The organism is Rhodococcus baikonurensis, from assembly GCF_040489275.1.
In the GTDB taxonomy this organism is placed as follows: Bacteria; Actinomycetota; Actinomycetes; order Mycobacteriales; family Mycobacteriaceae; genus Rhodococcus_F; species Rhodococcus_F baikonurensis.
Map to the genome: position 1 here is coordinate 36,170 of NZ_JBEUOQ010000020.1, position 26,327 is coordinate 62,496.

At 63.6% G+C, this 26,327-nt stretch carries 23 protein-coding genes and 1 riboswitch; of the genes, 7 read left to right on the forward strand and 16 right to left on the reverse strand.

What is annotated here, in order from left to right:
• The first annotated feature begins 237 nt into the window (after positions 1-237).
• Positions 238-933, forward strand: coding sequence for a hypothetical protein (locus tag ABWI03_RS29755; protein WP_298781910.1), 696 nt, complete (start codon positions 238-240; stop codon positions 931-933).
• A gap of 234 nt (positions 934-1,167) precedes the next feature.
• Here ABWI03_RS29755 and ABWI03_RS29760 read toward each other — a convergent pair whose 3' ends face one another.
• The 10 genes from ABWI03_RS29760 to cobG all read right to left on the reverse strand — a co-directional run bounded on the left by ABWI03_RS29760 (position 1,168) and on the right by cobG (position 10,527).
• A complete protein-coding gene (locus ABWI03_RS29760) occupies positions 1,168-3,969 on the reverse strand; it encodes a P-loop NTPase family protein (protein ID WP_298773676.1) in 2,802 nt (933 codons plus the stop codon).
• An 827-nt stretch (positions 3,970-4,796) separates the two neighbouring features.
• Positions 4,797-5,366 (reverse strand): dihydrofolate reductase family protein, encoded by a 570-nt coding sequence (locus ABWI03_RS29765; RefSeq protein WP_351648571.1) that lies wholly within the window; start codon positions 5,364-5,366, stop codon positions 4,797-4,799.
• 77 nt (positions 5,367-5,443) lie between these two features.
• Positions 5,444-5,683, reverse strand: coding sequence for a PLDc N-terminal domain-containing protein (locus ABWI03_RS29770; protein ID WP_020907792.1), 240 nt, complete (start codon positions 5,681-5,683; stop codon positions 5,444-5,446).
• Positions 5,684-5,781: 98 nt separating this feature from the next.
• The gene (locus tag ABWI03_RS29775) at positions 5,782-6,114 is read right to left on the reverse strand and encodes a type II toxin-antitoxin system HicB family antitoxin (RefSeq protein ID WP_298773680.1); all 333 of its coding nucleotides are present in this window, start codon (positions 6,112-6,114) and stop codon (positions 5,782-5,784) included.
• Entirely contained in the window at positions 6,111-6,362 is a 252-nt protein-coding gene (locus ABWI03_RS29780; protein WP_298773682.1) for a hypothetical protein, read from the reverse strand. Before ABWI03_RS29780 ends, ABWI03_RS29775 begins: the two co-directional genes overlap by 4 nt.
• 105 nt (positions 6,363-6,467) lie before the next feature.
• Positions 6,468-6,872, reverse strand: a complete 405-nt coding sequence (locus ABWI03_RS29785; protein WP_298773684.1) for a nuclear transport factor 2 family protein — start codon at positions 6,870-6,872, stop codon at positions 6,468-6,470.
• Positions 6,869-7,228, reverse strand: coding sequence for an HNH endonuclease (locus ABWI03_RS29790; protein WP_095970111.1), 360 nt, complete (start codon positions 7,226-7,228; stop codon positions 6,869-6,871). Before ABWI03_RS29790 ends, ABWI03_RS29785 begins: the two co-directional genes overlap by 4 nt.
• A 26-nt stretch (positions 7,229-7,254) precedes the next feature.
• Positions 7,255-8,742, reverse strand: a complete 1,488-nt coding sequence (gene cobJ, locus ABWI03_RS29795) for a precorrin-3B C(17)-methyltransferase (protein WP_298773686.1) — start codon at positions 8,740-8,742, stop codon at positions 7,255-7,257.
• Entirely contained in the window at positions 8,739-9,365 is a 627-nt protein-coding gene (locus ABWI03_RS29800) for a precorrin-8X methylmutase (RefSeq protein ID WP_007729839.1), read from the reverse strand. The genes cobJ and ABWI03_RS29800 overlap by 4 nt, the downstream gene beginning before the upstream one ends.
• A 19-nt stretch (positions 9,366-9,384) precedes the next feature.
• The gene (gene cobG / locus ABWI03_RS29805; RefSeq protein ID WP_298773689.1) at positions 9,385-10,527 is read right to left on the reverse strand and encodes a precorrin-3B synthase; all 1,143 of its coding nucleotides are present in this window, start codon (positions 10,525-10,527) and stop codon (positions 9,385-9,387) included.
• Between the two features lie 51 nt (positions 10,528-10,578).
• A riboswitch (cobalamin riboswitch) is annotated at positions 10,579-10,711 on the forward strand.
• Positions 10,712-10,750: 39 nt separating this feature from the next.
• On the opposite strand from cobG, the gene cobN reads away from it, so the two are divergent.
• Entirely contained in the window at positions 10,751-14,371 is a 3,621-nt protein-coding gene (gene cobN, locus ABWI03_RS29810) for a cobaltochelatase subunit CobN (RefSeq protein ID WP_298773691.1), read from the forward strand.
• 39 nt (positions 14,372-14,410) lie between these two features.
• Here cobN and ABWI03_RS29815 read toward each other — a convergent pair whose 3' ends face one another.
• Positions 14,411-16,051, reverse strand: coding sequence for a GMC oxidoreductase (locus ABWI03_RS29815; protein WP_298773693.1), 1,641 nt, complete (start codon positions 16,049-16,051; stop codon positions 14,411-14,413).
• 203 nt (positions 16,052-16,254) lie between these two features.
• On the opposite strand from ABWI03_RS29815, the gene ABWI03_RS29820 reads away from it, so the two are divergent.
• The gene (locus ABWI03_RS29820; RefSeq protein ID WP_054188250.1) at positions 16,255-16,635 is read left to right on the forward strand and encodes a PPOX class F420-dependent oxidoreductase; all 381 of its coding nucleotides are present in this window, start codon (positions 16,255-16,257) and stop codon (positions 16,633-16,635) included.
• Positions 16,636-16,642: 7 nt separating this feature from the next.
• On the opposite strand, the gene ABWI03_RS29825 is transcribed toward ABWI03_RS29820, so the two are convergent.
• The 4 genes from ABWI03_RS29825 to ABWI03_RS29840 are packed head-to-tail and all read right to left on the reverse strand — an operon-like array spanning position 16,643 to position 21,224.
• Positions 16,643-17,548, reverse strand: coding sequence for a TIGR01777 family oxidoreductase (locus tag ABWI03_RS29825; RefSeq protein WP_200314034.1), 906 nt, complete (start codon positions 17,546-17,548; stop codon positions 16,643-16,645).
• A complete protein-coding gene (locus tag ABWI03_RS29830) occupies positions 17,548-18,909 on the reverse strand; it encodes a metallopeptidase TldD-related protein (protein ID WP_298773699.1) in 1,362 nt (453 codons plus the stop codon). The genes ABWI03_RS29825 and ABWI03_RS29830 overlap by 1 nt, the downstream gene beginning before the upstream one ends.
• Complete coding sequence (locus ABWI03_RS29835) at positions 18,906-20,426, reverse strand: TldD/PmbA family protein (RefSeq protein WP_298773703.1); 1,521 nt, start codon at positions 20,424-20,426, stop codon at positions 18,906-18,908. Before ABWI03_RS29835 ends, ABWI03_RS29830 begins: the two co-directional genes overlap by 4 nt.
• Positions 20,427-20,456: 30 nt before the next feature.
• A complete protein-coding gene (locus ABWI03_RS29840; RefSeq protein WP_298773705.1) occupies positions 20,457-21,224 on the reverse strand; it encodes a TSUP family transporter in 768 nt (255 codons plus the stop codon).
• 38 nt (positions 21,225-21,262) lie between these two features.
• Here ABWI03_RS29840 and ABWI03_RS29845 point away from each other — a divergent pair, with 38 nt between their 5' ends.
• Positions 21,263-22,426 (forward strand): sensor histidine kinase, encoded by a 1,164-nt coding sequence (locus ABWI03_RS29845; RefSeq protein WP_235169418.1) that lies wholly within the window; start codon positions 21,263-21,265, stop codon positions 22,424-22,426.
• A gap of 57 nt (positions 22,427-22,483) precedes the next feature.
• Positions 22,484-23,143 carry a response regulator gene (locus tag ABWI03_RS29850; protein ID WP_124568575.1) on the forward strand — a complete coding sequence of 220 codons (660 nt, stop codon included), beginning with the start codon at positions 22,484-22,486 and terminating at the stop codon, positions 23,141-23,143.
• Positions 23,144-23,180: 37 nt separating this feature from the next.
• On the opposite strand, the gene ABWI03_RS29855 is transcribed toward ABWI03_RS29850, so the two are convergent.
• Positions 23,181-23,840 carry a hypothetical protein gene (locus ABWI03_RS29855; protein WP_095970261.1) on the reverse strand — a complete coding sequence of 220 codons (660 nt, stop codon included), beginning with the start codon at positions 23,838-23,840 and terminating at the stop codon, positions 23,181-23,183.
• A gap of 251 nt (positions 23,841-24,091) precedes the next feature.
• On the opposite strand from ABWI03_RS29855, the gene ABWI03_RS29860 reads away from it, so the two are divergent.
• Together ABWI03_RS29860 and ABWI03_RS29865 are read left to right on the forward strand one after the other, a co-directional pair.
• Positions 24,092-24,652, forward strand: coding sequence for an FxsA family protein (locus ABWI03_RS29860; protein WP_095970121.1), 561 nt, complete (start codon positions 24,092-24,094; stop codon positions 24,650-24,652).
• Positions 24,653-24,664: 12 nt separating this feature from the next.
• Positions 24,665-26,299 carry an amidohydrolase gene (locus ABWI03_RS29865; protein WP_200314027.1) on the forward strand — a complete coding sequence of 545 codons (1,635 nt, stop codon included), beginning with the start codon at positions 24,665-24,667 and terminating at the stop codon, positions 26,297-26,299.
• The last annotated feature ends 28 nt before the right edge of the window (positions 26,300-26,327 follow it).

The window sequence follows — 26,327 nt, forward strand, 5'->3', positions numbered from 1 at the left end:
CCCACAAACGACTCGACAGAGGCAGTGATTTGAACGGATCCACGAGCGGTGAAGATATGGAAGCAATCAAAACCTGAGTTACCTCGGATCCGGTTCGAAGACCGGCGCTTTGAACGGCTGATGTGCGGCTTCGGAAGTTCCAGCGACCGCTTAGCTCGACGGACGGTATCGTAGCGTGCAGATAGTCCAGAGACGGGACCGATCTGGAGCGGATCCGGGGTACCGAGAGGATTACGAATGTCGGAACGCATCAATTTCGCCTACTTACGGTCCACTCCGCGGTGGGATGCGCATTTACTGCGCAGCGGACAGGTTCTTCGGCTCGCCGGCGACGACATCCCGGATCCGAGACTGGCAACGCAACTTGACGCCCTGAACCGTCCTCAACGATCCCGCACCGAACAACTGATTCGTAGCCGCGATCTCCCCGACTACCGAAGGATCCCTCAGGGCGATTCCGAACTCCGCGTGTCATTCGACATAGCTCTGCCGTTCAAGACCAACTCAGCCGTCGATCTCCGATTGAAAAGCCTGCGATTGTTTCGCACCGGGCTGGCTTTTCATGTCGTGGCCCATGAAGCAACAGTCGAACAGATGCCATCCCTGAACCAGCCGAGCAATGAACAGATGAATTTCGGATCCCGGATCAAACCCGGTGAACCGCACAGAATTCGACTCATTGTCGACACCATCACCGGGCCGATTCTCGCGAACTCGACCCACCCCGGTGACTACCCCGACGACCCGAACGAGCCTTGGTTGCACGGCGGCCGTTCATGGCGCGGCATCGCCGAGAACCTGTACGGCATCGCAACTGGCGGCGAATACATCCTCAGCCCACCCCCGCTAGGGCCATTGTGGATCACAGTGGCATATCCCGAATTCGATCTGACTTCAACGACTATCGAACTCCAGCAACCTCAGTTGTCCTGAGAGACGGTCACCAATGCGAGGTCATTCGCAGCCCGCAGATATTCCGACGCAACGAGCCTTCGCCCACACTCGGGCCCAACTCCCGCACTGCCGTCCGTTCCAATGAGCTGAAACATCCTCACAAGAGTGCGGCAGTGGACCGGATCGCCCCTGGTCGGCGCTGCATTCGAGAAGACCCTGTCGGCCCTATGGTTTGCGGGACTAGCTCATTTCCTGTGGCGATTGCGGCGTGACTTACTCGATCAGTTCGATTTCGTCGGTGGCGAATCCGAGGAGACCTGCGATGCCTGATTGGGCTGTGTCGCCGTAAATTGTTTCTTCGCTTTCCTCTCCGAACATCTGGGAATGCAACTCGTCCACGTCCGTGGGGTGGGTGGGGCGCGGGGCGAACCGCACTTGTACGTCGGTGGGGTTGCCGATGGGTTGTGTGTATGCGACGAGGGGTGGAACGCTCGCGTTTCCGGGATGGACGGCAACTCGCAACGCGTGTTGTGGTCTGTGCCCTCGTGCGCCGCCGATGGTCAATTGCTCCGACAGTGTTCGTGCGAGTGATGTGTCTCGGATGTGAGCGTCACGCACAAGTTGGGTCAGGGACCCCTTGTGCATTTTGATGCGGCGGCGGGGCTGATGCTTGTTGAACTCCCTTGCGGCCTCCCAGAAGTCGTTCAACATTTTGACTACGGGATCGTCGATCAGACCGACGGATTGTGTTCGTCCGGTGATGTGGTGGGTTCGCTCTCCGGGGCGAAGCATGAGCTGGTGTTCGAGTCGCGCGAATCGGAAGGGGAGCTGGTCTTGGAGTAGCGCAATTTGTGCAGGTGTCATTTCGATGACGCGCGTGCTTCCGCGTAGTTCCACGAAGAAGTAGGTGTCGTCTGGTGCTTGTCCGACGGCGGCGCCGCGTGGTTCTCGTAGTGCGTAGATTTCGTGCTCGAGGTTGTCGAGGCGCGTCCGCAGTATGTCGGTGAAGGTGATTTGGCGGTGGGCGTACTCGCGGATCGGCAGGGGTGGTCCGTCGTTGGCCATCTGCCAGTTTCTCGTTCCTTCGCGGTCGCCTTCCACCGGGCGTCCCGTGGCCAAGTACACGGCTTTGAACAGTCGCATCGACGGAATGGTCGTCATCTGGTCCTCGAAGGTGCGAACAGTTTTCACGCGGCGGCCGTAGGACACTTCGTCCACGGCGAGCGCGGCCCTTTTCGCGATTTTCCGGTTGGAGTCTCGATTGAAGATCGCACCCATGCTGATGGGCTGGCCGCCGTAGTCGACCCACACAGCCATCATCGGACAAACGGTTCTGCGTAGCGGATCGAACCGGTGGAGAGGGTAATTTTCTGTCCTACGAATGACCTCGATTGCATCTGATCGGTCGGGATCGGTGAGCACGAGCGTCGATTCCAATCGGAGTGCCTCGAAGTGCTCGTACACGATGCGCCCGGTGATCTGTGGGATGATGGTTTTCCCGAGAACGTCCTGGAACTGTCCGTGCAGCACGATGTGGCATTCGTCGGTCGGGTCGGCGCTGACCGTGGCAGCGACTTCGGGGTCGGCGCTACCCTGTTCCGCTTGGTTCACGGTTTGAACGAATTCTCGTTCGAGTAGGACCGGAAGTGCTTCGAGTGCTTCCCCGCGATCCGCGCCGAAGGTGTTGTGCGCGTATATGAGTGCTGTCTCCGGTGGTGTCCACCGACGATCATCGTCTGTCGGATGAGTGATCTCGAGCTCGATTATCGACGCCAGGACAGCCAACTGCGCCGATGTCAGCTCGAGGATCCGCGCGAGTTGTGGGTTGGAGGACTGGCTGTCGCGGGCAAACCGAGCAGTGTGAGCGAGCGGCACCATCAAACCGGTCGAGGAGGTCATTTCGTCGCGGTACTGAGCCAGAAGGGCCGAGTAGGCCGGTTGGCCAATTTCGAACCGCTCGCCCTCGCTGAGCATGCGGGTCCACAGATGTGATCTGCGGCTTTCGTGAAACCAGAGTTGTCCGTTGCGATTTATGCTGAGGATGTTCTCTCGCTCGAGTGACTGCCTCAACACGCCCCACTGGGTCGAAGTGAGATCAAGGTAGGAAATGATCGTCGATTCCGATGGCGGCAGTTCGAAGACCGACAGTTGGCGTGCGGCGATGTTCGTCTCGGTGGGGAGTCGGGTCAGCGCGTCTTCGAGGGACCGGATGAAGGCGGTGGGGGGTGTGTATTCATCCAATGTGCCGCCGCTGCGGAGCTGACCGATCAAACCTTCGACGATGATCGGGAATCCGTTACTCAGGAAGTGGACCCGGTCCGTGTGAGCGTTTGTGATGCCGGCTCGGCTGAGCATGGTTTCGACATCGGCTCGGCTGAGTCCGCCGACGACAAGTTCCCCGCACCCGGTGTCGCGAAGTCTGGTGAGCCCGGTACGAGTCTCGTGTGCTGCAGACGACCAGGCGATCACGAATCGTGCGCGTTTCGGCGGCGCTAGAGAAAGGCTGGCCAACGCTCGTTGGTCGTCCTCGGTTAGCCGTTGGCACTCGTCGATGGCCAGAATCACGTCGCGTTTGAGGACAGCAGCGACTTCGTCGCACAGGCGTACAAGGAGTTTGACGACATTGGTGTCGCTTCGTGACTGGAGATCCCGGCGTAGATCAGCAGTCGTATCTTGGCGTAGGCCTTTGAAGAACGCCGCGATCCCTTCCCCAGCATGTTCGCCGAGTCGGGCCTTTACCTGGGCCATGACTTCCTGGGTTACAGCTGTGGCCAGACTCTTACCGACCTTGGCGACCATTTCTTTGCCGGCTGTGTCGAGCCGGTTCTGGATTGAGCGCCACGCTGTTCGATCCGCCATCGAGATGACCAGAGCTGAGACGAGGCCATCCAGGATGGCGACCTGCAACGCTCCGCTGTCGAACGCGCATGTGACCGGTGGTGGCGCGATGGTCGCGCCACGCGAGAGTTCGATCTGATGGTCGACGAGGAGCGATGACTTTCCAGTTCCGGAGTCACCGGTGACCACTACAACAGGATGGGACATCGACAGAAGGTCGGTGAGCTCAGGCCGCATGAGCACAGTATGAGGTCGACCTACGACACCGCGAGAGGCAGGTTCTTTCGCGAGTCGATCAACAGAAGCTCGAGCCAGAAGCCGACGGAGTTACTCATTCACCGGCTAGCGACAAATACAGCATGTCAGGACGGTCTGCAGCCTTGGCGCGGAAGATGCTCGGCCCTTGGGTTTGTTGTGGCTCGCGACCTGTTCAGGAGTGCGCGAAAGGTGGGGTATGAACCAGTGATCGGGTGGCATTCGGTGAGCCTGCTCTGGCGTTGTGTGTCTCGGTGATGTTGGGACAGCCCTGTCGGCGATCTTGGGGGATCGGTTGTCAGGACTGTTGAGGGACGTAGCATTTGTCTAGTTCAGATGAGCGAATTAAGCCCTGGTCTTTAGGTTCGGCAGGAAAGGCAGCCGAGCGTAGGACACGGTGCAACGTGGTGACCTGTCGTCGAGCCTTTTCCGGAGAACTCGGTGGCTAATGTTCTTGCGTTGCCGAGTGTTCGGTCAATACCGAACACCGAACAAGCCCGCTAGTAACTCTTCTCGCGATCGAACTGAGGCGATGACGTGTCCGGAGGCATAACCACCGAGGTCCCGTGCGAGGCGTTCGGAAGGCAGGGATACGCCATCGGGGACGTCACGTTGCTGATTAGATCTTGGCTCGTCGAGCAGTCAGGTGCGCGGACCGGTTCGATGCTGGACCCTGCACCAACGCAGTCGCGGTGACTGCGTTGGTCTTTCTCCACCACAAACCTCCCAACACGACCAAGGTCGACGCCGCGATGCCTCACCACTTGATTCCGGTGGTGGGAGCAGAATGTTCGCATTAGTCGGTCACATCAAGTCGGTATTTGAGTGGGCCGATATCGCACGGCGACTGCACCCGACTGGAACTCGTGGCGGTCGACGAGCTCAAGCTGGATGCGCTCGTGCAGACCGGCGAGCAACGTCGGTCCGTGTCCGGCAAGGACCGGTTGCACAACGAACTCGTACTCGTCGATCAGCCCCAGGTCTACCAATGCCAGGGGGAGTGTCACGCCGCCAACCCACAGACCTTCGCCGGGCTGCTCCTTGAGCCGTTGAATCGCTGACCCCAAGTCGCCTTGCACGAGTTCGGCATTCCAATCGACCCCGCTCAGCGTGCTCGACACGACGTACTTCTTAGCCCGGTCCATTGCCTCGGCGAACGGGATCTCCCACTCGTCCATCCAGTCAGGCCACGCCCCCGTTGCGGGCCGCCGCCACGCCGACTCCATCATCTCGTAGGTCACCCGGCCGAACAGCAAAGCATCGGCTCGTTCCATCTGAGCGGTCCAGTAGCGCATCGACTCCTCGTCGGGTGGAAGCCCCGCCTCGTGATGGCAGCAGCCGTCGAGGGTGACGTTGATCGAGTATCGAAGTGGTCTCATCTCGTTGTTCTCCCCTGATACGCGCAGAGTGACAGCACCGGACCGTACTCAGACTAATGCCGGGCCGTCGGTGTAGATCAGGTTCGGGACCTGGAGTCACGCGGGGGTCGACCGAACAGTAACCAGACGAGCGCACCGAGTACAGGCACCGCGATCACCAGTGCCGACCACCAGAATTTGCCGCCCGAGCGGTCGAAGTCGGTGCGCACGATCGCCACGAGCGCGCTAATCGTGATGAAGATCCAGGCAAGAACGAAGACGGTGAAGGTGATGTCCACCCAAAGTGGAATGGTGGGGTTGTGGATCGATTCGTTCACGCTTACAAATCCCTTTCAACCGCTGTGACTTGATTGGAACAACGCGCTCCAGCGCTTGGGCTTACTGCGAGATCGACGTTCCCTCGGTGCCCCGTTGATTACGCGGACGCGAGACGTTCGGAGACCAACGCGTTGAGGGAAACCCCTTCCTCGGCGGCTGCTCGTGCCAGCTTGCGGTGCAAAGTCGGGGTGATTCGGACCTGGAACTTGCCCGAATATCCGCGCTCGCTCAGCGGTTCGGGGATCCGCTCACCTGTCTCTGCCATGTCCGCGAGCGTCTCGGCCACCGCTGTACGGATGCCGTCGAGGGCGGCTGCTTGAGTATCCGCGAGCCACGACAGGCCACGGAACTCCGTGCAGGTTCCCAGGAACTCTCCGTCGGGTTCGTACCACTCGACTCGGTATGTGTAGTGCTCCACTGCGGGGATCACGGCGATTCTCCTTCCATGCGTTCGATTGCTGCCAGAACTTGCCCTACCTGGTACTGCTTGGCCTTACCGCCCGAACCCTTTTGAATGTTGATGCGTGGTCCCGGCCACGGCGTCTGGAACTTGGCGAGAGACCCGGCGTTCTGCCTGGCCTGACCGAAGACATCGATGCAGAGTGCGAACAGTTCGTCGTAGGTGACGTTCTGCGGCGCGGTCCGCATTTGCGCGAGCAGCTTGTCTCTCTTCCCCATGCAATATTGATACTGCATCTAGTATCACTGTGGGTCAGCGGAGGGCGCAAGGTGTAAGTGCCCACACCGTGCAATTCTCTCTCCCGAGGCGGAGTCGGGAGCTGTTCACGCTTCCAGACCACTTTCTACGACTGTGCCTTGATGAAACAACACGCTCCATCGATTCTCGGCGAACCGCCAGATGGATGATCGCTCGGTGACACGATGCGCCTGCGCCAGCCGGTACGTCACCAGATACGTGTCAGGCGCGATCCTGCTCAGTGCTGGCCGGTCAACCCTCCACCCGAGTTCGGCGGCGTCGTTCACCTCGCCGCGGAGGCGTCGGCGCTCAACTACCGACTGCACGTAGTCGCGGGTGTATCGAGCGCCGGAGGCTCCGATCTCCCGGAACTCCGGGTCGACGACCGCATCGAACTCGTCTCGTGACATCGCTACTTGAGTTCGGTGAAACAGAGGTTCGAACTCCATCAACTCGTCGAGGATCGGGCGCAACTCGTGCGGGGTCGTCACGACTGCTCCGAGAACTGAGCCCTCATCTCGATGCCGATCTCCGCGTGGCGCAGGAGGAAGGCCTTCTCGTCATACCCCTTGCGCCGCAACCAGAGAGTGACCTCGCTGTTGCATTTGCTCGCATTGCACGAGCGGCATGCCGGTGCGATGTTGTCGAGGGTGTAGCGCCCACCGCGGGAGATCGCCAGCACGCAGTCACGTTGCGGCGACTCGTCCGGCTCACCGCAGTACGCGCATCCACCCCAGGCGGCTTTGAGCGCGGACCATTGCTCGGCGGACAGGTCGTGCTCCACCAGATCCATTCGGCGTTTGCGCTTGCGCGCGTATCTGGCTTTCCGGGTCCGGTTGACGGGCATGACGCCATGCTATCGCTGCGTGGACGTCACTCCGGGTAGCGCCGCGGGGTGAACACCTGACGGCCCGAACCGGTTTCGACGACCGTCGTCATCGAGGAGCCGACGATCAGCAGAGTCCGCATGTCGATCTCGGAAGGCTCGAGCTCACCGAGGGGCACGACGCGAACAGATTCCTCGGCGCCGGCAACATCGCGCCCGATGACAACAGGAGTCTCGGGGGAGCGGTGCTCGAGCACGAGGTCCTTCATGGCCTGGACCTGCCACGTCCGGGACTTCGATGCCGGGTTGTAGACCGCAAACGCCATGTCTGCGGCTGCAACTGCCGAGATACGGCGCGCGACGACATCCCACGGCTTGAGGCGATCGGAGAGGGAGAGCACCGCGTAGTCGTGCCCGAGGGGAGCGCCGACGCGACTGGCGACAGCGTTTGCCGCCGTCATGCCGGGAAGGATGCGGACCGGCACGCCGCGCCACTGGTCTTCGGCGGCAACTTCGAGAACTGCTGCAGCCATGGCGAATACGCCGGGATCTCCCGACGAGACCACAGCTACACGGGCGCCGTTCTTCGCCAGGTCCAACGCCATTGCGGCGCGTTCGGCTTCGACGCGGTTGTCGCTGGAATGGCGCCGCTGGCCTGGACGCGTCGGCACTCGATCGACGTAGGGGCCGTAGCCGACGAGGTCGGTGGCCAACGAAAGCTCATGCGCCACTTCGGGTGTGGTCCACGCGGTGTCGCCCGGTCCGAGTCCGACCACGACCACTTCGCCGCGCGACTCGGTTGCAGGTCGAGGGTTGTTCGACGGGCTCGGAACGATGGCGATCGAGAAGTACGGAACTCCGTCGGGGTCGACCTCGGCAGCGGATTCGACGCGTTGACGTGTGGTGCTCGCGCGTTCGACGTAGTGCGCTTCGCCCAGGCGGCCGGAATCCTCGAGCGATTGCAGGACCGGCGGGAACGTGCGTCCGAGCTTGAGAATGGCTGCGGCGTCGGTTTCCTTGAGCCGCCTGGTCAGCTCAGCCTGCGGCAATGTTCCGGGCAGGATCGTGAGGATTTCTTCACCCTCGACCAGCGGTTTTCCAAGGGCAGCAGAGGCCGCGCTGACGGAGGTGACACCGGGAATCACTTCGGCGTCGAAGCGATCGGCCAGCCTCTTGTGCATGTGCATGTAGGAGCTGTAGAAGAGCGGATCGCCGGCGGCGAGCAACGCGACGGTTCGACCGGCCGCGAGGTGAACTGCCAGCCGTTCGGCAGCCGCTTCGTAGAATTCGTCCATCGCGCCCTGATATCCGCCGGGATGATCAACGGTCTCGGTGGTCACGGGGTAGACGAGGTGTTCTTCGATCTGTCCTTCGCGCATGTACGGCGCTGCAACTGCTCGGGAGATGCTCTTGCCGTGCCTCGCGGAGTGGAATGCGATCACATCGGCCTCGCCGATGACGCGGGCTGCCTTGACGGTCACCAATTCGGGATCGCCGGGGCCGATGCCGACACCCCAGAGCTTGCCTGCGCTCATTCGACTTCGCTCGCAATCGCGTTGACGACGGCCGCAGTGATCGCGCTGCCACCGCGTCGGCCGCGGAGCACGAGATGATCGATCCCGCTGGCGTGTTCGATGAGGGCTTCCTTCGACTCGGCAGCGCCGATGAAGCCGACCGGGCCTCCGACGATGGCGGCCGGACGGGGCGCGCCGGCTTCGATGAGGTTCAGGAGATGGAACAGTGCGGTGGGTGCGTTTCCGATCGCGACAACAGCGCCCTCGAGCTTGGCTCCCCACAGTTCGAGAGCAGCCGCCGAACGAGTGTTGTCGATGGTCGACGCCAGCACGGGAACCCGCGGATCGCCGAGGGTGCAGATGACGTCGTTACCGGCGGGCAGACGCTTGCGCGTGATCCCGGCAGCCACCATCTGGGCGTCGCAGAAAATCGGCGCGCCGTCGCGCAGAGCGGCACGCGCAGCCGAGACGACACCGGGAGTGAAGGCGACGTCGTCGACGAGATCGACCTGGCCACTTGCATGAATCATGCGCACTACAGCTTGCGAGACATCCGCCGGGAAACGGCTCAGGTCGGCTTCGGCCCGAATGGTGGCAAAGGACTGGCGATAGATTTCCGCGCCGTCACGGATGTACTCGATCATGTGCCACACGATAGAGGCATCACCGATCGGCCGGATTCACCCGGTAACCGTCACCCGTCGCAATCACATCCGCTACGTCCCCGCGGGGACGTCCGCAGCTGCGGTGGCACCCGGCCCAGTGCTGGCGCCCGACGACGGGCAGTTCTGCCTGCTCGACGGCGGTGATCGCGTCGGTGCGCACATCGGCGAGCGACTTCTCGCATCCCGGGCTTCCGGTGCAGGCGGTGACGTCGAGCCACGGTGAGTTCTCGTCGAAGATCAACCCCATCGGCGCCAACACCCGGACTACCTGCTCGGCAGCCCATTCGTCGAGGTCGAAGATATGCACCGATCGCCACGGCGTCACGACAACGGGTTTGTCGACGGCGGCGAGGAACTCGGTCAGCCGAGCGTCGAGCAGCCCGAATCGCAGGCCGCCGCCCAGGGCGACCGTTCCGTCTCGCTGCTCGAGCCAACCGATGGTGGGCCGTGCATCCGCCGTGAGATCTGCCGCACCGGTGGACTCGGCGCTCAGACCCAACTGCTCGAGGGTGCGCTCGATTCCGTCCGGAACTTCAGCCAGGCGCCAATGCTTGTCGCGGACGTCGAGGAACGATCGAGCCGCCTCGAGGAGCAATTCGACGGCGTCGTCCGCCTGTACGAGGTGAGTGGTGTGGTGACCCGCGAGCACCAGTGAATGTTCGGTGGCACTGCGCGCGTGGAGTCCGAAATCGCCCCGTAGCCCGGTGATGTCTCCGCGCCCGTCGTCAAGGGTGAACAGGGTTCGCCCGGGCAGGCCCGCCAATGCCTGATCCGCTTGGATGGCGGAATCGAGCCGGTGGACCAGTTCACGAATATCGGCGACGCCCCCGATACGGCCGGACAGTGGGGACGCGAGGATGTTGCGCACTCGCTCGTGCGTCGCGGACGGCAGCAGACCGGCCGACGCGATTCGCGCTGCGAAGGCTTCGGGGTCCGAGACCGAACGCAGTTGGACGTTGCCCCTCGAGGTGAGTTCCATCTGGCCGTTGCCCAGATCGCGCGCTGCGTCGGCGAGCGTCTGCAATTGGGCGGGGGTGAGGAGTCCGCCGGGTAGGCGCACGCGTGCCAGTGCGCCGTCGGCGGCGTGGTGAACTTGCAGTGCACCCGGGCACGCGTCTGGCTGTGAACGGTCCGTGGGCATGGCTCCAGGGTACGACCTGTCATGAGTGCCTTCTGCGGACCGGTAGCATCACCACCACCAGTGACGGCAGTTGAGGAAACCGGTGAAAGTCCGGTGCGGTCGCGCCACTGTGAGTGTTGCTCGAGCGGGACGCGTTTCCGCTCGGAAACACGAGTCAGACCCTCAACCGCCGTCGATGACAGATCTGTGCCACGGGGCGCGAAACCCCAGGAAGGCTTCACCCGTGATTCTTCTGCTCTCCACGTCCGACACCGATCTGCTGAGCGCCCGCGCCAGCCGGGAAGCCGGCGACGGAGTTTCCTACCGCTGGGCCAACCCCTCACGCTTGCTGGTCTCGGAAGACTTGCCGCCTTTGCTCGACGGCGTCGACCTCGTGATCGTTCGCATCCTCGGCAGCCGTCGCAGCTGGGAAGACGGCTTGGACATGGTCCTCGCCTCCGGACTCCCCGTAGTCGTCCTCGGTGGTGAGCATGCGCCGGACGCCGACCTCATGGAGTGCTCGACGGTCTCCGCCGGCGTTGCTGCCGAGGCCCACAATTACCTGGCCGAGGGTGGCGCGCAGAATCTGGCACAACTGCACCACTTCCTTTCCGACACCGTTCTGCTCACCGGCCACGGTTTCGAGCCGCCGGCTCACCTGCCTTCCTGGGGAATCGCTGATTTCGCGCCCGACCTCGACTCGGCGACCGGTCCCGTCATCGCAGTTCTGTACTACCGCGCCCAGCATCTGGCCGGAAACACCCGGTACATCCAGGCGTTGTGTGACGCCGTCGCCGAGGCCGGTGGCACCGCGCTCCCGATCTACTGCGCATCTCTGCGAACCGCAGAAGCCGAACTTCTGAGCACACTCCGCCGCGCCGACGCCATGGTCGTCACAGTTCTTGCTGCCGGCGGCACCAAGCCCGCGACCGCCTCCGCCGGTGGCGACGACGAAGCCTGGGACGTCGCTGCACTCGCTGCACTCGACGTCCCGATCCTGCAGGGCCTGTGCCTGACCAGTAGCCGCGCCACCTGGGACGAGAACGACGACGGACTGTCGCCTCTCGACGTCGCGACGCAGGTGGCGGTGCCGGAGTTCGACGGTCGCATCATCACCGTCCCGTTCTCCTTCAAGGAAATCGACTCCGACGGATTGTCCACGTACGTCCCCGACGTCGAGCGCGCTGCCCGTGTCGCCGGTATCGCAGTCCGCCATGGCAAGCTGCGCCACATTCCCACCACCGAGCGTCGCGTTGCACTCATGCTCTCGGCCTACCCGACCAAGCACGCTCGTATCGGCAACGCCGTCGGCCTCGATACTCCGGCGAGCGCAATCGACCTTCTCACTGAAATGCGTTCTGCCGGTTACGACCTCGGACCCGTCGACGGCCCTGACGCAGTACCCGGCCTGGCGGCGAAGGACGGCGACGCGCTGATCCACGCCCTGATCGCGGCCGGTGGCCAGGATCCCGACTGGCTCACCGCCGAGCAGCTCGAGGGCAATCCGATCCGAATCTCCGCAGCAAAATACCGCGAATGGTTCGCCACGTTGCCCGAAGAACTGCGCAGTGGGGTCGAGGAACACTGGGGCGCAGCGCCCGGCGAGCTGTACGTCGACCGATCGCAGGATCCGGACGGCGAAATCGTCATCGCGGCACTGCGATTCAACAACATCGTCCTCATGGTCCAGCCGCCCCGCGGATTCGGTGAGAAGCCCGTCGCGATCTACCACGACCCGGATCTGCCGCCGAGCCATCATTACCTCGCGGCATACCGCTGGATCGCCGCGACACCGGACAACGGCGGATTCGGCGCCGACGCCGTCGTTCACCTCGGCAAGCACGGCAACCTCGAATGGTTGCCGGGCAAGACGCTCGGCATGTCCAGCAACTGCGGCACCGACGCAGCGCTCGGTGACCTGCCTCTGATTTACCCGTTCCTGGTCAACGACCCGGGCGAGGGAACACAGGCAAAGCGGCGTGCTCACGCGACGCTCGTCGATCACCTGATCCCGCCGATGGCCCGCGCCGAAAGTTACGGCGACATCTCCCGCCTCGAGCAGCTGCTCGACGAACACTCCAACATCTCCGCACTCGACCCGTCCAAGCTCCCGGCCATTCGCCAGCAGATCTGGACACTGATGCGTGCCGCCAAGATGGACCACGACCTCGGCCTCGCCGAGCGGCCCGAAGAAGACGTGTTCGACGACATGCTCCTGCACGTCGACGGTTGGCTGTGCGAGATCAAGGACGTCCAGATCCGCGACGGTCTGCACATTCTCGGCCGCGCACCCCAGGGCGACGCCGAAATCGAACTGGTCCTCGCCATGCTGCGTGCCCGTCAGATGTGGGGCGGTGAACAGAGCGTTCCCGGTTTGCGTGAAGCACTCGGGCTCAGCGAAGACGGCGACGAGTCGCGCACCCGTGTCGACGACGTCGAGGAAAAGGCGCACGCACTGGTTCGCGGCATGTACGACGCCGACTGGAACCCCGCTGCCGCCGAAGACCTCAGCGACGACGAGACCGTCGTGAAGATCCTGCAGTTCGCCGCAACCGAAGTGGTTCCGCGTCTGCGGCAGACGGACAACGAGATCAAGCAGGTCCTGCACGCGCTCGACGGCGGATTCATCGCCGCCGGCCCGAGCGGGTCACCGCTGCGCGGCCTCATCAACGTTCTTCCCACCGGTCGTAACTTCTACTCCGTCGACCCCAAGGCAGTTCCTTCACGCCTTGCGTGGGAGACCGGTCAGGCGATGGCCGAGTCGCTCGCCGCTCGCTATCTCGCCGATCACGGCGAGTACCCGCGCTCGGTGGGTCTGTCGGTGTGGGGAACCGCCGCCATGCGTACCTCCGGCGACGACATCGCCGAAGTGTTCGCGCTCCTCGGTGTTCGCCCCGTCTGGGACGAGGCAAGCCGACGCGTCGTCAACCTCGAAGTGATCGATCTCGAAGAACTCGGCCGCCCGCGCATCGACGTCACCGTCCGCATCTCCGGATTCTTCCGTGACGCATTCCCGCATGTGCTCGCACTGCTCGACGACGCCGTTCAGCTGGTCGCGGCACTGGACGAGACGGACGAGCAGAACTACGTGCGCGCCCACGCACAGGCCGACCTGGCCGAGCACGGCGACGCCAGGCGTGCGACCACCCGTATCTTCGGTTCGAAACCTGGAACCTACGGCGCCGGCCTGCTGCAACTCATCGACTCCAAGACCTGGCGCGGTGACGACGACCTCGCCGAGGTGTACACCAATTGGGGCGGCTTCGCGTACGGACGTGGGCTCGACGGAATCCCGGCAGCCGACGACATGCGCAGTGCATACCGTCGAATCAACGTGGCGGCCAAGAACACCGACACGCGTGAGCACGACATCGCCGATTCGGACGACTACTTCCAGTACCACGGCGGCATGGTTGCCACCGTGCGCGCGCTGACCGGAAAGTCGCCCGAGGCATATATCGGCGACAGCACTCGGCCGGAATCGGTTCGCACACGCACACTTTCGGAAGAGACCGCACGTGTCTTCCGGGCGCGCGTGGTCAATCCCCGCTGGCTCGACGCGATGCGCCGTCATGGGTACAAGGGTGCCTTCGAGATGGCAGCCACGGTCGACTACCTCTTCGGGTACGACGCCACCACCAACGTGGTCGCGGACTGGATGTACGAAAAGCTCGCCGAGACCTACGTTCTGGACGAGCAGAACCAGAAGTTCATGACGCAATCCAATCCGTGGGCCTTGCACGGAATCGCCGAGCGGCTCCTCGAAGCCGCCGAGCGCAACATGTGGGAGCACCCCGAGCAGAAGACACTCGACGGCTTGCGTCAGGTGTACCTCGAAACCGAAGGCGAACTCGAGGGGGAGTAAACCTCGAGCATTACCGGCAGGTCCGGGCGCTGAAGTGTTTCAGCGTCCGGACTTGATGATCTGAGCGATGTTCCGCTCCGCCAGAGCAGTGATGGTCAGTGACGGATTGACGGTGCCGGTGCTGCCCGGAATGGCAGCGCCGTCCATCACGTACAGGCCGTCGTAGCCCTTGACTCGCCCGTAGCCGTCAGTGGCCTTGCCCAGAACCGCACCGCCGAGGGGATGCGCGGTGAACGAGGAATTGACGTCTTTCGCGAACGGCAGGGCGGACGGCAGCGTGGTGCCGGCGAAGGCCATCTTGTTCTGGACGGCGCGCAGGGCCTCGACGGTGGCGTCGTTGCCGTTCTTCGGCCAGTTCAGCACAACCCGATCGGAGCCGCCGTCATATGCGAAGTCGGCGCGTTGCGAGTCGAGAGTCATACCCAGGGTTCCGAGCATGCCGATGTTGACGGGTAGGCCGGGGACGTACCAGTTTTCCAGGGAGAGTGGCATTCCCGACTCGTCGACGATGCGTGATGCCGACGGTGCGGCTTGCGCAGTGCCGTCACTGAAGCCGAACGAGCGCACCATCCCGGCGTCGCCGTTCGTTCCCCAGCCCTTACCGATGTGTTCGTTGAGGTTCGGCAGCGCGCCCGTCGCCTGGGCGCGTACCAGCAGCTCGGACGTGCCGATCGAGCCTGCTCCGAGGAACAGACGGTCACAGGTGAGTGTCTTCCGGGCCAGAACGGCACCCGTCGGATCCGTCGATTCGACATCGACGACGTAACGTCCATCACGTTCGCGACTGATCGCGAGCACCTGATGCCCGTAACAGACGGTGGCTCGTCCGGTGGCTTCGGCGGCGGGAATGTAGTTCTGCGTGAGGTCGAACTTCGCGCCGTTGGAGTTACCCATGTTGCTGTCCCCGACGGTGGCCGAGGCTCGGGTTCGGCCGTCGAGTTCTGAGCGCACCACGTCCCAGTTCCAGATCCCGTCGATGCGTTGCGGATCGAAGCCGGCACGACGAGCGTCCTGATCCCAACGACGGGAGTGGCCGAAGTTCGGGGTTTGGTAGATGTCTTCGGGCAACGGGCTCAGACGCAACATCTGGCGCACCTTGGGGTACCAGGTGGACGCCATCTCGTCGTAGTCGAGGGAATTGCCGAAGACTGCTTCGAAGAATCGGCGCTCGGGCGCAATCATCACGCCGGTGAAGATGATGGAACCACCGCCGACGGCAGCGCCGCGCCAGACCGAGATGTGTTCGTAGTCGGTGGCATCGAGGACGCCGCTGAAGTAGTCGCACACCACAGGAAGCCCAGTGAGGTTGGTGAACGATGTTCGCCGGAACACTCCGCGGCCGTCGGCCAGCATGTCGGAGGTGTGAATCTCCCGCTGCGGATCATGCGGCCAGCGAAGCCCGCGCTCGAGGATCGTGACCTGCGTGCCGCTCTGCGCCAACCGGAGAGCGGTGGCGCTGGCGCCGAAACCTGAACCGACGACTATGGCCTCGGAATGCTCCGGGGGAGTAGGCGAGGGTGCGAACAACTCGGGGACGAGTGCGCGGTAGTGATCGGCACCCATCGGTAGCTCACGCAGAGGCGCGGGGGCGGCGTGGCTGATCGAGGTCGACATGAGCGGTGTCGCGGCTGCAACGGCTGCGCCCATCCCGGCCGCTTTGAAAAAGTCACGACGCTGCATGTGTTTGTTCGACTCCCCAGTTCGACGATTTGCCTCAGAATAACTCGAGGTGGAGTTTGTGGACGAAACGACGTCTTCAATGCCTCAGGGAACCGGATAAAACGTGCATAAGTGGCATGTTTCAGCCGAGGTTGAGCGGTCGCCAGATAGTCGCGGAAGTCGGTCTGTGTTCAGCGGGAGGCGCTCACACCTATCCTCGAGGAGTGAACCCCGACTTCAAGCGTGTCTCCGAGGCCAAATACGTCCTACTCACGACCTTCCGCAAGGACGGAACGCCGGTGGCGACTCCGCTCTGGGCCGCACCGGACGGCGACAAGCTCCTGATGTGGACCGTCACAGATTCCTACAAGGTCAAGCGCATCAGGCGAAACCCGTCAGTCACCGTGGCTGCGTGTGACGCTCGGGGAAATCCGAAGGGTGAACCGGTTGCCGCCGTCGCCGAGATCCTCGACGGACCGGGCACCGATCATGCTCGCGACGCGATCGCGCGTCGCTACGGAATCCTGGGCTGGATCACCATGAAAGGCAGTCTCCTGCGCCGCGGCAAGACCGGAACGATCGGACTTGCCATCACTGCAGCCTGACCGCGCATCAGTTGCCGAGCAGATCGTCCAACGCTGAATCGAACCGCGGATAGGTGAACGAGAAGCCGTTGTCCGCCAACACTTTCGACACGGCATGACGACCCGTCAGGCCCAGGGCAGCGTCACTGCGCAAAAGGAACGCGCCGATTCTGACCATGAATGCGGGCGTCGGCGGCGCAGGTGGGCGATGAAGGTGCTTGCGCAGCCCGGCCATCAGTTCTGAGTTTCGGACGGGATCCGGAGCAGTCGCGATGACCACGCCCGAGGCAGCTGAATCGGGTTCCAGGGCCCACCGCACGATCGACAGCCAGTCGTCGATGTGAATCCAACTGGTCCATTGACTACCCGAGGCCACGCGTCCACCCAGCCCGAGACGCACGAGCAACAGGAGTCGCTCGAGCGCCGGTGTGCCCTTCTCCAACACGACGCTGGTTCGCAGGATCACTACTCGTGACGTGTTTGCGCCCTCGACCGCTGCCTCCCAGTCCTTTGCGACGTCGGTCATCTGAGGCGGCCCGTCAGCGAGAGGAGAAGCCTCGTCCAATCGGGTCTCACCCGCATCGCCGTAGATCGCGAGCGTGCTCGCCTGGATCCACACCGGAACCGGGTTCGCCAGTAGTTTCGACGCTTCGACCAGCGCGCGCGTCGGATCGACTCGGGAGCTGGTGAGCAGTGCGATGTTTGCCGGGGTGGGTCGGCGATCGACCAACTCGCCGGCAAGGTTGATCACCGCGGCGCCGTCGAGTTCTCCTGCCCAGTCGCCGACCGTGACACCGTCCCACTGAACCTGCCTGTGCCGACCGGGTTTCGGTGATCGAGTCAGGACCACGACGTCATACCCACGGTCGGCGAGATCGTCGCTGATCCGGCGGCCGAGAGCACCGGTGCCACCGGCGATCACGACCTTCGCCATCACTGCGCCTGACTGACCGAGGACATGTGGAAATCGGGAATGCGCATCGGCGGCATCGCTGTCCGAGTGAACCAGTCTTTCCACTCGCGCGGGAGTGTGATCTCGGTGCGTCCAGCCTCGGTGACCCGCCGCAGCAGATCGAGCGGGCTCTCGTTGAAACGGAAGTTGTTGACGGCGCCGACGATCTTGCCGTCCTCGATCAAATACACCCCGTCACGGGTAAGTCCGGTCAACAGCAGCGTCGTCGGATCCACCTCACGGATGTACCAGAGGGTTGTGAGCAGTAGACCCTTCTCGGTACCTGCGATCATGTCCTCGATCGAGGTGTCGTCACCACCGGTCAGGATGAGATTGTCGCCGGGAACTGCGACAGGTCGACCGAATTCTCGTGCAGCGTGGCGTGGGTACGCCAGCGCATTGACGACCCCGTCTCGGACCCAGTCGACGGGTTCGATCTCCATGCCGTTGTCGAACAGTGAGACGGATTCGCTCGACGACGTCGTGATCACGAACGGCGCGGACTGCAAGCCCTCGGCGCCGGGGTCGGAGGTCAGCGTGAGTGGCAAGGCACCCAGTTTCTCACCGATCCGCGTGGCGCCGGTGGAGGAAAGTGCGGTGTGCCCCTCTTCGGCGCCGCGGCCCTCCATGGTCCACATCAGATAGATCATCAGGTCCGCCACAGCCGACGGCGGAAGAATCGTCTCGTAGCGGCCGGCAGGCAGGCTGACGGTATTGCCCGCCCAGTCGAGTCGAGTGGTCAATTGCGACAACAGGTTCGGTATCGAGATATCGCTGAAATCGACGGTCCCCGATCCGACCCAAGCGCTGGCGTCGCCGCGCTTACCGTTGATCTCCACGGAGCCGGTCGCTTGAGCCGTTCTGCGTCGCACGCCAGTCGAAGATCCGAGCCAAGTGGTGTGCATCTGGTGGTGGGCGAACCCGAACAGCTGGTCACCGCCGTCGAAGGCCGTGGACAGGTCGGCAGCCAACTGCGCGAAGACACCGATGTCGGTCAGGGCGGGCGGCAGGTCCCAGTCGGTCTCGGCCGCCGACTGGGTGATCAGGTCGGACGCGTCGTCGGCGGGAGTTGCTGTGCGCGCAGCTTGTTCGCTTGCTTTCACGAGTGCAGAAATCTGCTCCGGATCGACACTGCTGGAACTGACAGTGCCCACCTTCGCGATGTCTCCCTCGCGCACGATCGAGATCACCGTCCACGTCCGGGACAGCGACACTCCGTTGGTGGTCATCGAATTGTTGGCCCACCGCAGCGACGCCTCACTCGCATCGGTCACGATCACCAACGATTCGTCTACCGTCCTCGCGGCCAATGCACGCTCGACGACTTGCTGCGGATCGATCACTGCTGAGCCTCCGAACGAGTGTTGAGGATGTTGACTCCGCGGAACAGAGCGGACGGGCAGCCGTGGCTGACCGCCGCAACCTGGCCGGGTTGCGCCTTGCCGCAGTTGAATGCGCCTTGCAGGCGCCAGGTCGACTCACCGCCGACGGCTTCCATCGAGCCCCAGAAGTCCGTCGTCGTCGCCTGATATGCCACGTCACGCACCTGGCCGTCGAGCTTTCCGTCGCGGATCTTGAAGAACCGCTGACCGGTGAACTGGAAGTTGTAGCGCTGCATGTCGATCGACCAGGACTTGTCTCCGACGACGTAGATGCCGTTCTCGACGCGCGAGATCAGGTCTGCGGTCGAGGTGTCCGTATGGGGATCGGGGGAGAGCGAGACGTTGGCCATACGCTGGATGGGAACGTGATGTGCGGAGTCGGCATACGAGCAGCCGTTGGAACGCGTCAGTCCCAGTCTCGGCGCGAACACACGATCGAGTTGATATCCGACCAGTGTTCCGTCGGCGACCAGATCCCACCGTTGTGAGGCGACTCCGTCGTCGTCGAATCCGACGCTGGCCAGGCCGTGCGCTTCGTTACGATCGGCGGTCACGTGCATGAGTGGCGTTCCGTATTTCAGCGTTCCCAGCTTGTCCGGCGTCGCGAACGACGTACCCGCGTAAGCCGCTTCGTAGCCGATTGCGCGGTCGTATTCGGTGGCGTGCCCGACGGATTCGTGGATCGTGAGCCACAGATTGGTCGGATCGATCACGAGATCGGTCGGACCTGCATCGACAGTGGGCGCCTTGGTCTTCTCGGCCAGCCACTCCGGGATCTGCGCGAGCTCGTCACCCCAGTTCCACGTGCTTTCCGCTCCGAGGTACTCCCATCCGCGCCCTACCGGCGGCGCCAAGGTACGCATCGATTCGAAGCTGCCGGCAGACTTGTCGACGGCAGTCGCCTCGAGTTCGGGGTGCAGACGCACCCGTTGCTGGGTGATCGACGAACCGGCCAGATCCGCGTAGTAAGTCTGCTCCTTGACCTGGAGGACACTCGCCGTGACGTGGTCCACGCCGTCAGCGGCTTGAAGCCGTCCGGAGTAGTCGACCAGCAGGGCTACCTTGTCGGCCGTCGGCACCGCGAAGGGATCTTCGAGATACGGGGACACCCACGTCGCGTCGGCGTAGACGGGCTCGTCGGCGAGGGTGACCGGATCCCGATTGAGCGAGCGCAATGCCTTCGCGACCTCGACCGCTTGGCGTGCCAGCGCAGCCGCGACGGCAGGGGACACCTCGGCGTGCGAGGCGAATCCCCACGTGCCGTCGACGATCACGCGGACGGCGACCCCGATCTCGTCTCCGTCCGACACGGCCTGAACTACGCCGTCGCGCAACCGGATCGACTGTGTGAGCACGCGGTGGACACGAACATCGGCGTGCTGGGCACCGGCTGTTTTCGCCGCCGACAGCGCCGCATCAGCGACAGCTCGCAACGGGAGGGCGAGGAAATCTGCATCGACATCTCGGGTGACGGTCACGCACACGACGCTAGTCGACGACCGCCGATCTCAGCCGAACTGCCGCCATCCGAGGCGAATCACCATGGCGATCACGACAACCAACAGCGTGATCCGGACGAACCCGGATCCCTTGCTCAACGCCATCCGCGAACCGATGACCGCGCCGAGAACGTTGCAGACTGCCATCGCCAAACCCAAACTCCACCAGACATGTCCGGTGACGGCGAAGTACGCGAGCGCGCCGAAATTGGAGCCGAGATTGATCACCTTCGCCATCGCTGCGCTCCGAACGAATTCGGTTCCGAGGAAGGTGGCGAAGCTGATGATGAGGAACGTGCCCGTACCGGGTCCGAGCAGACCGTCGTAGAGGCCGATGAGCCCGGCGGAGAGCAGCAGGACGAGGACGGTCTTGCGCTGCGTCGGACGATGAGTGGCGATCGTGGTCCCCAGCGTCGGACGCAGTGTCACGAAGACGGCGACAGCGACGAGGACCACCATCACGATCGGAATGAAGTACTTCTTGTCGATCAGTGAAACGGCAGCCGCTCCGCACGCGGCCGTCACCGCAGCCAACGCGGCTGCCGGCGCCATCTGCCGCCACTCCATCGGGATTCGACGCGAGAACGTGTACACCGCGGCACTTGTCCCGGTGAACGCCGTGAGTTTGTTGGTGGCCAGCGCCGCTTGCGGGGTCAATTGCGGGGCGACCAGAAAGAGTGCGGGCAACAGAATCAATCCGCCTCCGCCGACGACGGCGTCCACCCAACCCGCCGCCGTCGCTGCCGTCATCAGCAGTCCCCAATCAGCAATATCCACGGCGGTGACTCTTTCACAGCTGTGACACTCTTGAGCACATGCGGAGGTTCAGCCTGTGGCTGCGAGGAAAGCCGATGATCGCGGACAGCGCTCTGGCGCTCGTGTTCTTCGCGCTCGAAGTTGTCACGTTCGTCAGCTCGCCCCGCGAGGAGAGATGGCCTCAGCTCGTCGTCGGGTTTCTGATCTGTCTGCCGGTCGTGTGGCGCCGCAAATTTCCGCGTACCTCGGCAGCGTCCATCTTGTCCATGTCGTACTTCGCAACCCTGGTGATGTGGGCGACGGGGGATCCGGCTGCGGAACATCCAGGCCTGCTGGCTCTCGGGGTCTCGCTCTACACCCTCGTTGCCTATGTCGATCGACGTACCGGGGCGATCTTCGCCTGTTTCCTGGCCCTGGACATGACTCTCTCGTTGCTCGTGATCCGCGAAGACGTGATCCTCACGATCATCATCGCGACACTGCTGTATGCACTCGCCTGGATCACCGCCGAGTTCTTGAGCGCGCGCCGCGCCTACGACGAGGAAGTGGCCGCCAGACTCGAAGTGGCCGAGTACGAACGGGATCGACGCGCCGAGGACGCGGTGGCCACGGAAAGAACCCGAATCGCCCGCGAACTCCACGACGTCGTCGCCCACGCGGTCAGTGTGATGATCGTGCAAGCAGATGGCGCCTCGTACGCGGTCGATTCCAATCCGGCGTTGACCAAGAAGGCGCTCGGCAACATCTCCAGCACCGGACGCGACGCCCTTGCCGAGCTTCGCCGTACCGTCTCCCTTCTGCGCACCGAGGTCAGCAGCGACGCGATGCCGCAACACGGAACAGCCGGTATCGCCAAGGTCGTCGAGATGATGCGTGCCGCGGGGCTCGGCGTGCGCCTCGAGCTGACCGGTGAACTCGACGACGTCAGTCCATCGGTCAGCCTGGGCATTCACCGCCTCGTCCAGGAATCGCTGACCAATGTTCTCCGGCACGCCGGCGCAAACCCGAAGGCCCGAGTCACTGTGCGCCGCACCGAGACCGCGGTACTGCTCGAGGTCGTAGACAACGGAACGTCGAGTTCGACCTTCGCGCACGGCTCGGGCAACGGACTGGTGGGCATGCGTGAGCGGGTGGCGGTACTGCACGGAACGCTCGAGACCGGACGACGCCCCGACGGCAGTTGGCGTGTGTACGCAGAGCTGCCGCTCGAGATCCACGATTGATACCGGCCGGGATCAATCGCGTTGGCACCGACGTCTCAGGCCCGATAGGTTTACGCCGTGCCCATCACCGTGCTGCTAGTCGACGACCAGGAACTCATGCGGATGGGCCTGAACATGGTGCTCGAAGCGCATAAGGACATTTCGGTCATCGGCGAGGCCGGTGACGGAGCCGCGGCGGTCGCCGCGGCGGTGGCGTTGAAGCCTGACGTCGTGTTGATGGACGTGCGGATGCCGATTGTCGACGGAGTGAAAGCGACGGAGCAGATTCTCGCGTCCGGGATCGAATCCAGGGTCCTGGTGATGACGACGTTCGACCTGGACGAACACGCGCTCGGCGCCCTGCGCGCCGGAGCCAGCGGGTTTCTTCTCAAGGACACCCCGCCCGAGGATCTGGTGTCGGCCATCCGCAGCGTGGCGGCCGGTGACGCGGTTGTTTCCCCGAAGGTGACTCGTCGGCTGCTGTCGAGATTCATCGTCGACGGGCCGGCACCGCGACGCGATCCGGTGGTCCTCGACGTCCTCACCGAACGCGAACGCGAAGTCCTCGGACACGTCGCCACGGGACTGTCCAACATCGAGATCGCACAGCAGCTGTACCTGTCCGAATCGACGATCAAATCGCACGTCGGACGGATTCTCACCAAACTCGACCTGCGTGATCGTGTGCAGGCGGTGGTGCTGGCCTACGAGACCGGACTGGTGACTCCGGGCGCGTAGGCCGGCCGCCGGTCAGGCCGCGAGCGCTTGGCTCTGCTCAGGCATCGAATGCGCCCACTGTGGGCAGCACGATGCAGGTCTTACCGTCCGCGTAGTCGACGTTGCCGAACAGGGCGGCAAACACCTTGCCGTCACCGGTGTCGACAACCTTCGAGAGCAACGGCGTATCGAGTACCGGCAACTTCTCGTCCAACGGAACGATGCCACCCTTGAACGTGCCGATGTTGATCCAGGCGACACTCAACCCTGAGGTCTTGGGAATGCCCACGTAACCCGGGATTGCCTGGAACCGAAGGTGGTCGGCCTCGACCCACGGCGGCAACGGGAAGTTCGGACCGGCCTGTGCGGAGCTGAGGGTGACGGTGACGGGTTCACCGGCCACGCCACACCCGACCGTCGGCGCGGGGTACATGAACGACTGCGGCTTCGTGACGCCGATGTCCGGCAGATCGAGGGCGGCCGTGATCTGATCAGCGCCTGCCGTGCCGATCAACTGCTGAACAGCAGCAGAGGCTTCGGGCGAGATGGCTGCGGCCTGCGCGATCAGTGCGGCAATCCCTTCGGGTACTACCGGTTCTGCGGCCGCGGTTCCCGCGCTGATCATCGCGCTGCCGGCGGTGAGTGCCACGACGGCGGCAGTGCCGGCGATGGCAGCGGGAATGCGTCGGGCGAGTGTCTTGCCGGGGAGTCGGCTCATGTCGGGCTCCTTCATTTCATGAGGCCGGGAAATGCGGCCCGAAGTGACTTGACCATGCGCATAGTCTCAACGTCAACTTGAGGTTTAGAATCGTTAGCGGAGCGTTAGTTAACGCCAGGCAAGTCGCACGTGAGCGACGGGAGGCCCGTGTGACTCACGGCACCCCACTGTTTTTGCCCCTCTGCGTCGTTGTCGGGAGAAAAACCGGCCCCCCGAGCGTTGAACGAATAGACCGTCTGAAAGGGGACGTCATGATCGCCGCCGTATTCCTCCTCTACGTGATCGTCGAGATCGCAGCCTTGGTCATCGTGGGCAACGCCATCGGTGTCGCCTGGACAGTGCTGCTGTTTCTCGCCGGTTCGCTTGTCGGATTGATCCTCATGCGTTCGCAGTGGCGACGAGTCATGGACGGCTTCCGCAAGGCCACGCGAGGTGAGGGGTCGCCGTCGCTTGCGGTCGCCGACGGCGCCTTGGTGGCTGCGGGTTCCGCCTTGATGTTCGTGCCCGGACTCGTGACTTCCGTTCTGGGACTTCTCCTTCTGATTCCACCGACCCGCTGGGCGCTCCGCCCACTGGCGGTCCTCTTGGCAGGCAAGCGTGCAGCAGCATTTGCCGCCGGCGGTGACGCCTTCGCCGGAACCGTCGGCTATGCGTCACGCATGCGCGGAAACGGCGAGGTGATCGACGGAGAGATCATCGTCGAGACACCCGAAACCACCGAGTACGTCGCCAGCAACGGCAAGGAACTGGTCCTCGAGGGTGAGATTCTGGACACGGATACACCCACCCGTTCGCGGGGGCCGCAGTACTAACAGGCAGACTGGGTGCTCGTGACTACTCGTCTGCTGGTCAACGGCCGGATCTACAGTTCATTTGCACCTGATGCGACCTCGATCGCCATCACCGACGGCACCGTCGTGTGGGTCGGCGACGAGCGCGCCGGACGGGCGTTGCATCCCGCCGCGGAGGTCGAAGACCTGGGCGGTGCGTTTGTCACTCCGGGATTCGTCGACACCCACGTCCACATCACTGCACTGGGCCTCAATCTCGTCGGTCTGGATCTCGTGGGCGCGAACTCACTGGACGAATGCCTCTCGCGAGTACGAACATTCGCAGCGGCAAACCCCGAAACCGCCCATCCCGACGCAGTCATCTGGGGACACGGTTGGGACGACACCGAGTGGGCCGATCAGACGCCGCCGTCGACCGAAGATCTCGACGCGGCCGCCCCTGGCCGCAAGGTGTATCTCTCGCGGATCGATGTTCACTCGGCCGCTTGCTCGAGCGCATTGCGCGACGGGATCTCCGGCCTCGCCGAGACTGCCGGATACTCGGCCGACGGCCCGTTGACCTTCGACGCACACCACCTCGCGCGCAATGCCGCTCGGAACCTGCTGACCGAAGATCAGCGCGCGTCTGCCCGCACCGCGGCGCTCGATCTGTGCGCCTCCCGCGGGATCGTTGCCGTGCACGAGTGCGGAGGACCGGACATCTCGGGATTGACCGACTTCCAGGAACTGCTGGCCCACGACCACGGCGTGGAGGTTCGGGGCTATTGGGGTGAGCGCGTAGACAGCGAGTCGGATGCTCGGGCACTCCTCGACAAAACCGGAGCGCACGGACTCGGCGGGGATCTCTTCATCGACGGCTCGCTCGGTTCGCATACCGCATGGTTGCTCGAACCCTATGCAGACCAACCAGATTCGACGGGTAATGCTTATCTCGACGTCGACGCGATCGCCGCACACATCCGGGCCTGCACGCTTGCAGGAGTCCAGGCCGGGTTCCACGCCATCGGTGACGGCGCCGTCTCGTCGGCAGCTGCCGCGTTCCGCAAGGTCGCCGACGAACTGGGTGGCCCCAAGGTCGCTGCGCTGGGTCACCGTCTCGAGCACGCGGAAATGATGTCGATGGCCGACGCGGAGACCTTCGCGGCGTTGGGCGTCATTGCGAGCGTCCAACCGGTGTTCGACGCACTGTGGGGTGGCACCGACGGTCTGTACGCCACACGCCTGGGAGTCGACCGCGCAGCAGCGTTGAATCCGTTTGCACCCGCTGCCGGTAAGGGTGTCTCGCTCGCATTCAGCTCTGATGCCCCGGTCACCCCCATCGAGCCGTGGGCGATGCTGCGCGCCGCTGTCCAGCACCGCACCGACGGAAGTGGAATCTCGCCGCGTGCGGCCTTCTCCGCGGCAACACGCGGAGCCTGGCGCGCGGGCGGAGTGCGGGACGGCGCAGCGGGAACCCTCAATCCGGGCGCACCGGCCTCCTACGTGTTGTGGGAGGCAGGCGAACTCGAAGTGAGCGCACCGGCCGATTCGGTTCAGCGATGGTCTACCGATCCGCGCTCGCGAGTACCCGCTCTGCCGAGGTTGGCGGAAGATGCGCCGATTCCGGTCTGCATCAAGTCGGTTCATCGTGGACGCGTTGTCTATCAGCGCGGCGCGACGAGTGAGTGAGGCCGGCGCCCAGGCGCCCGTCGGTGAC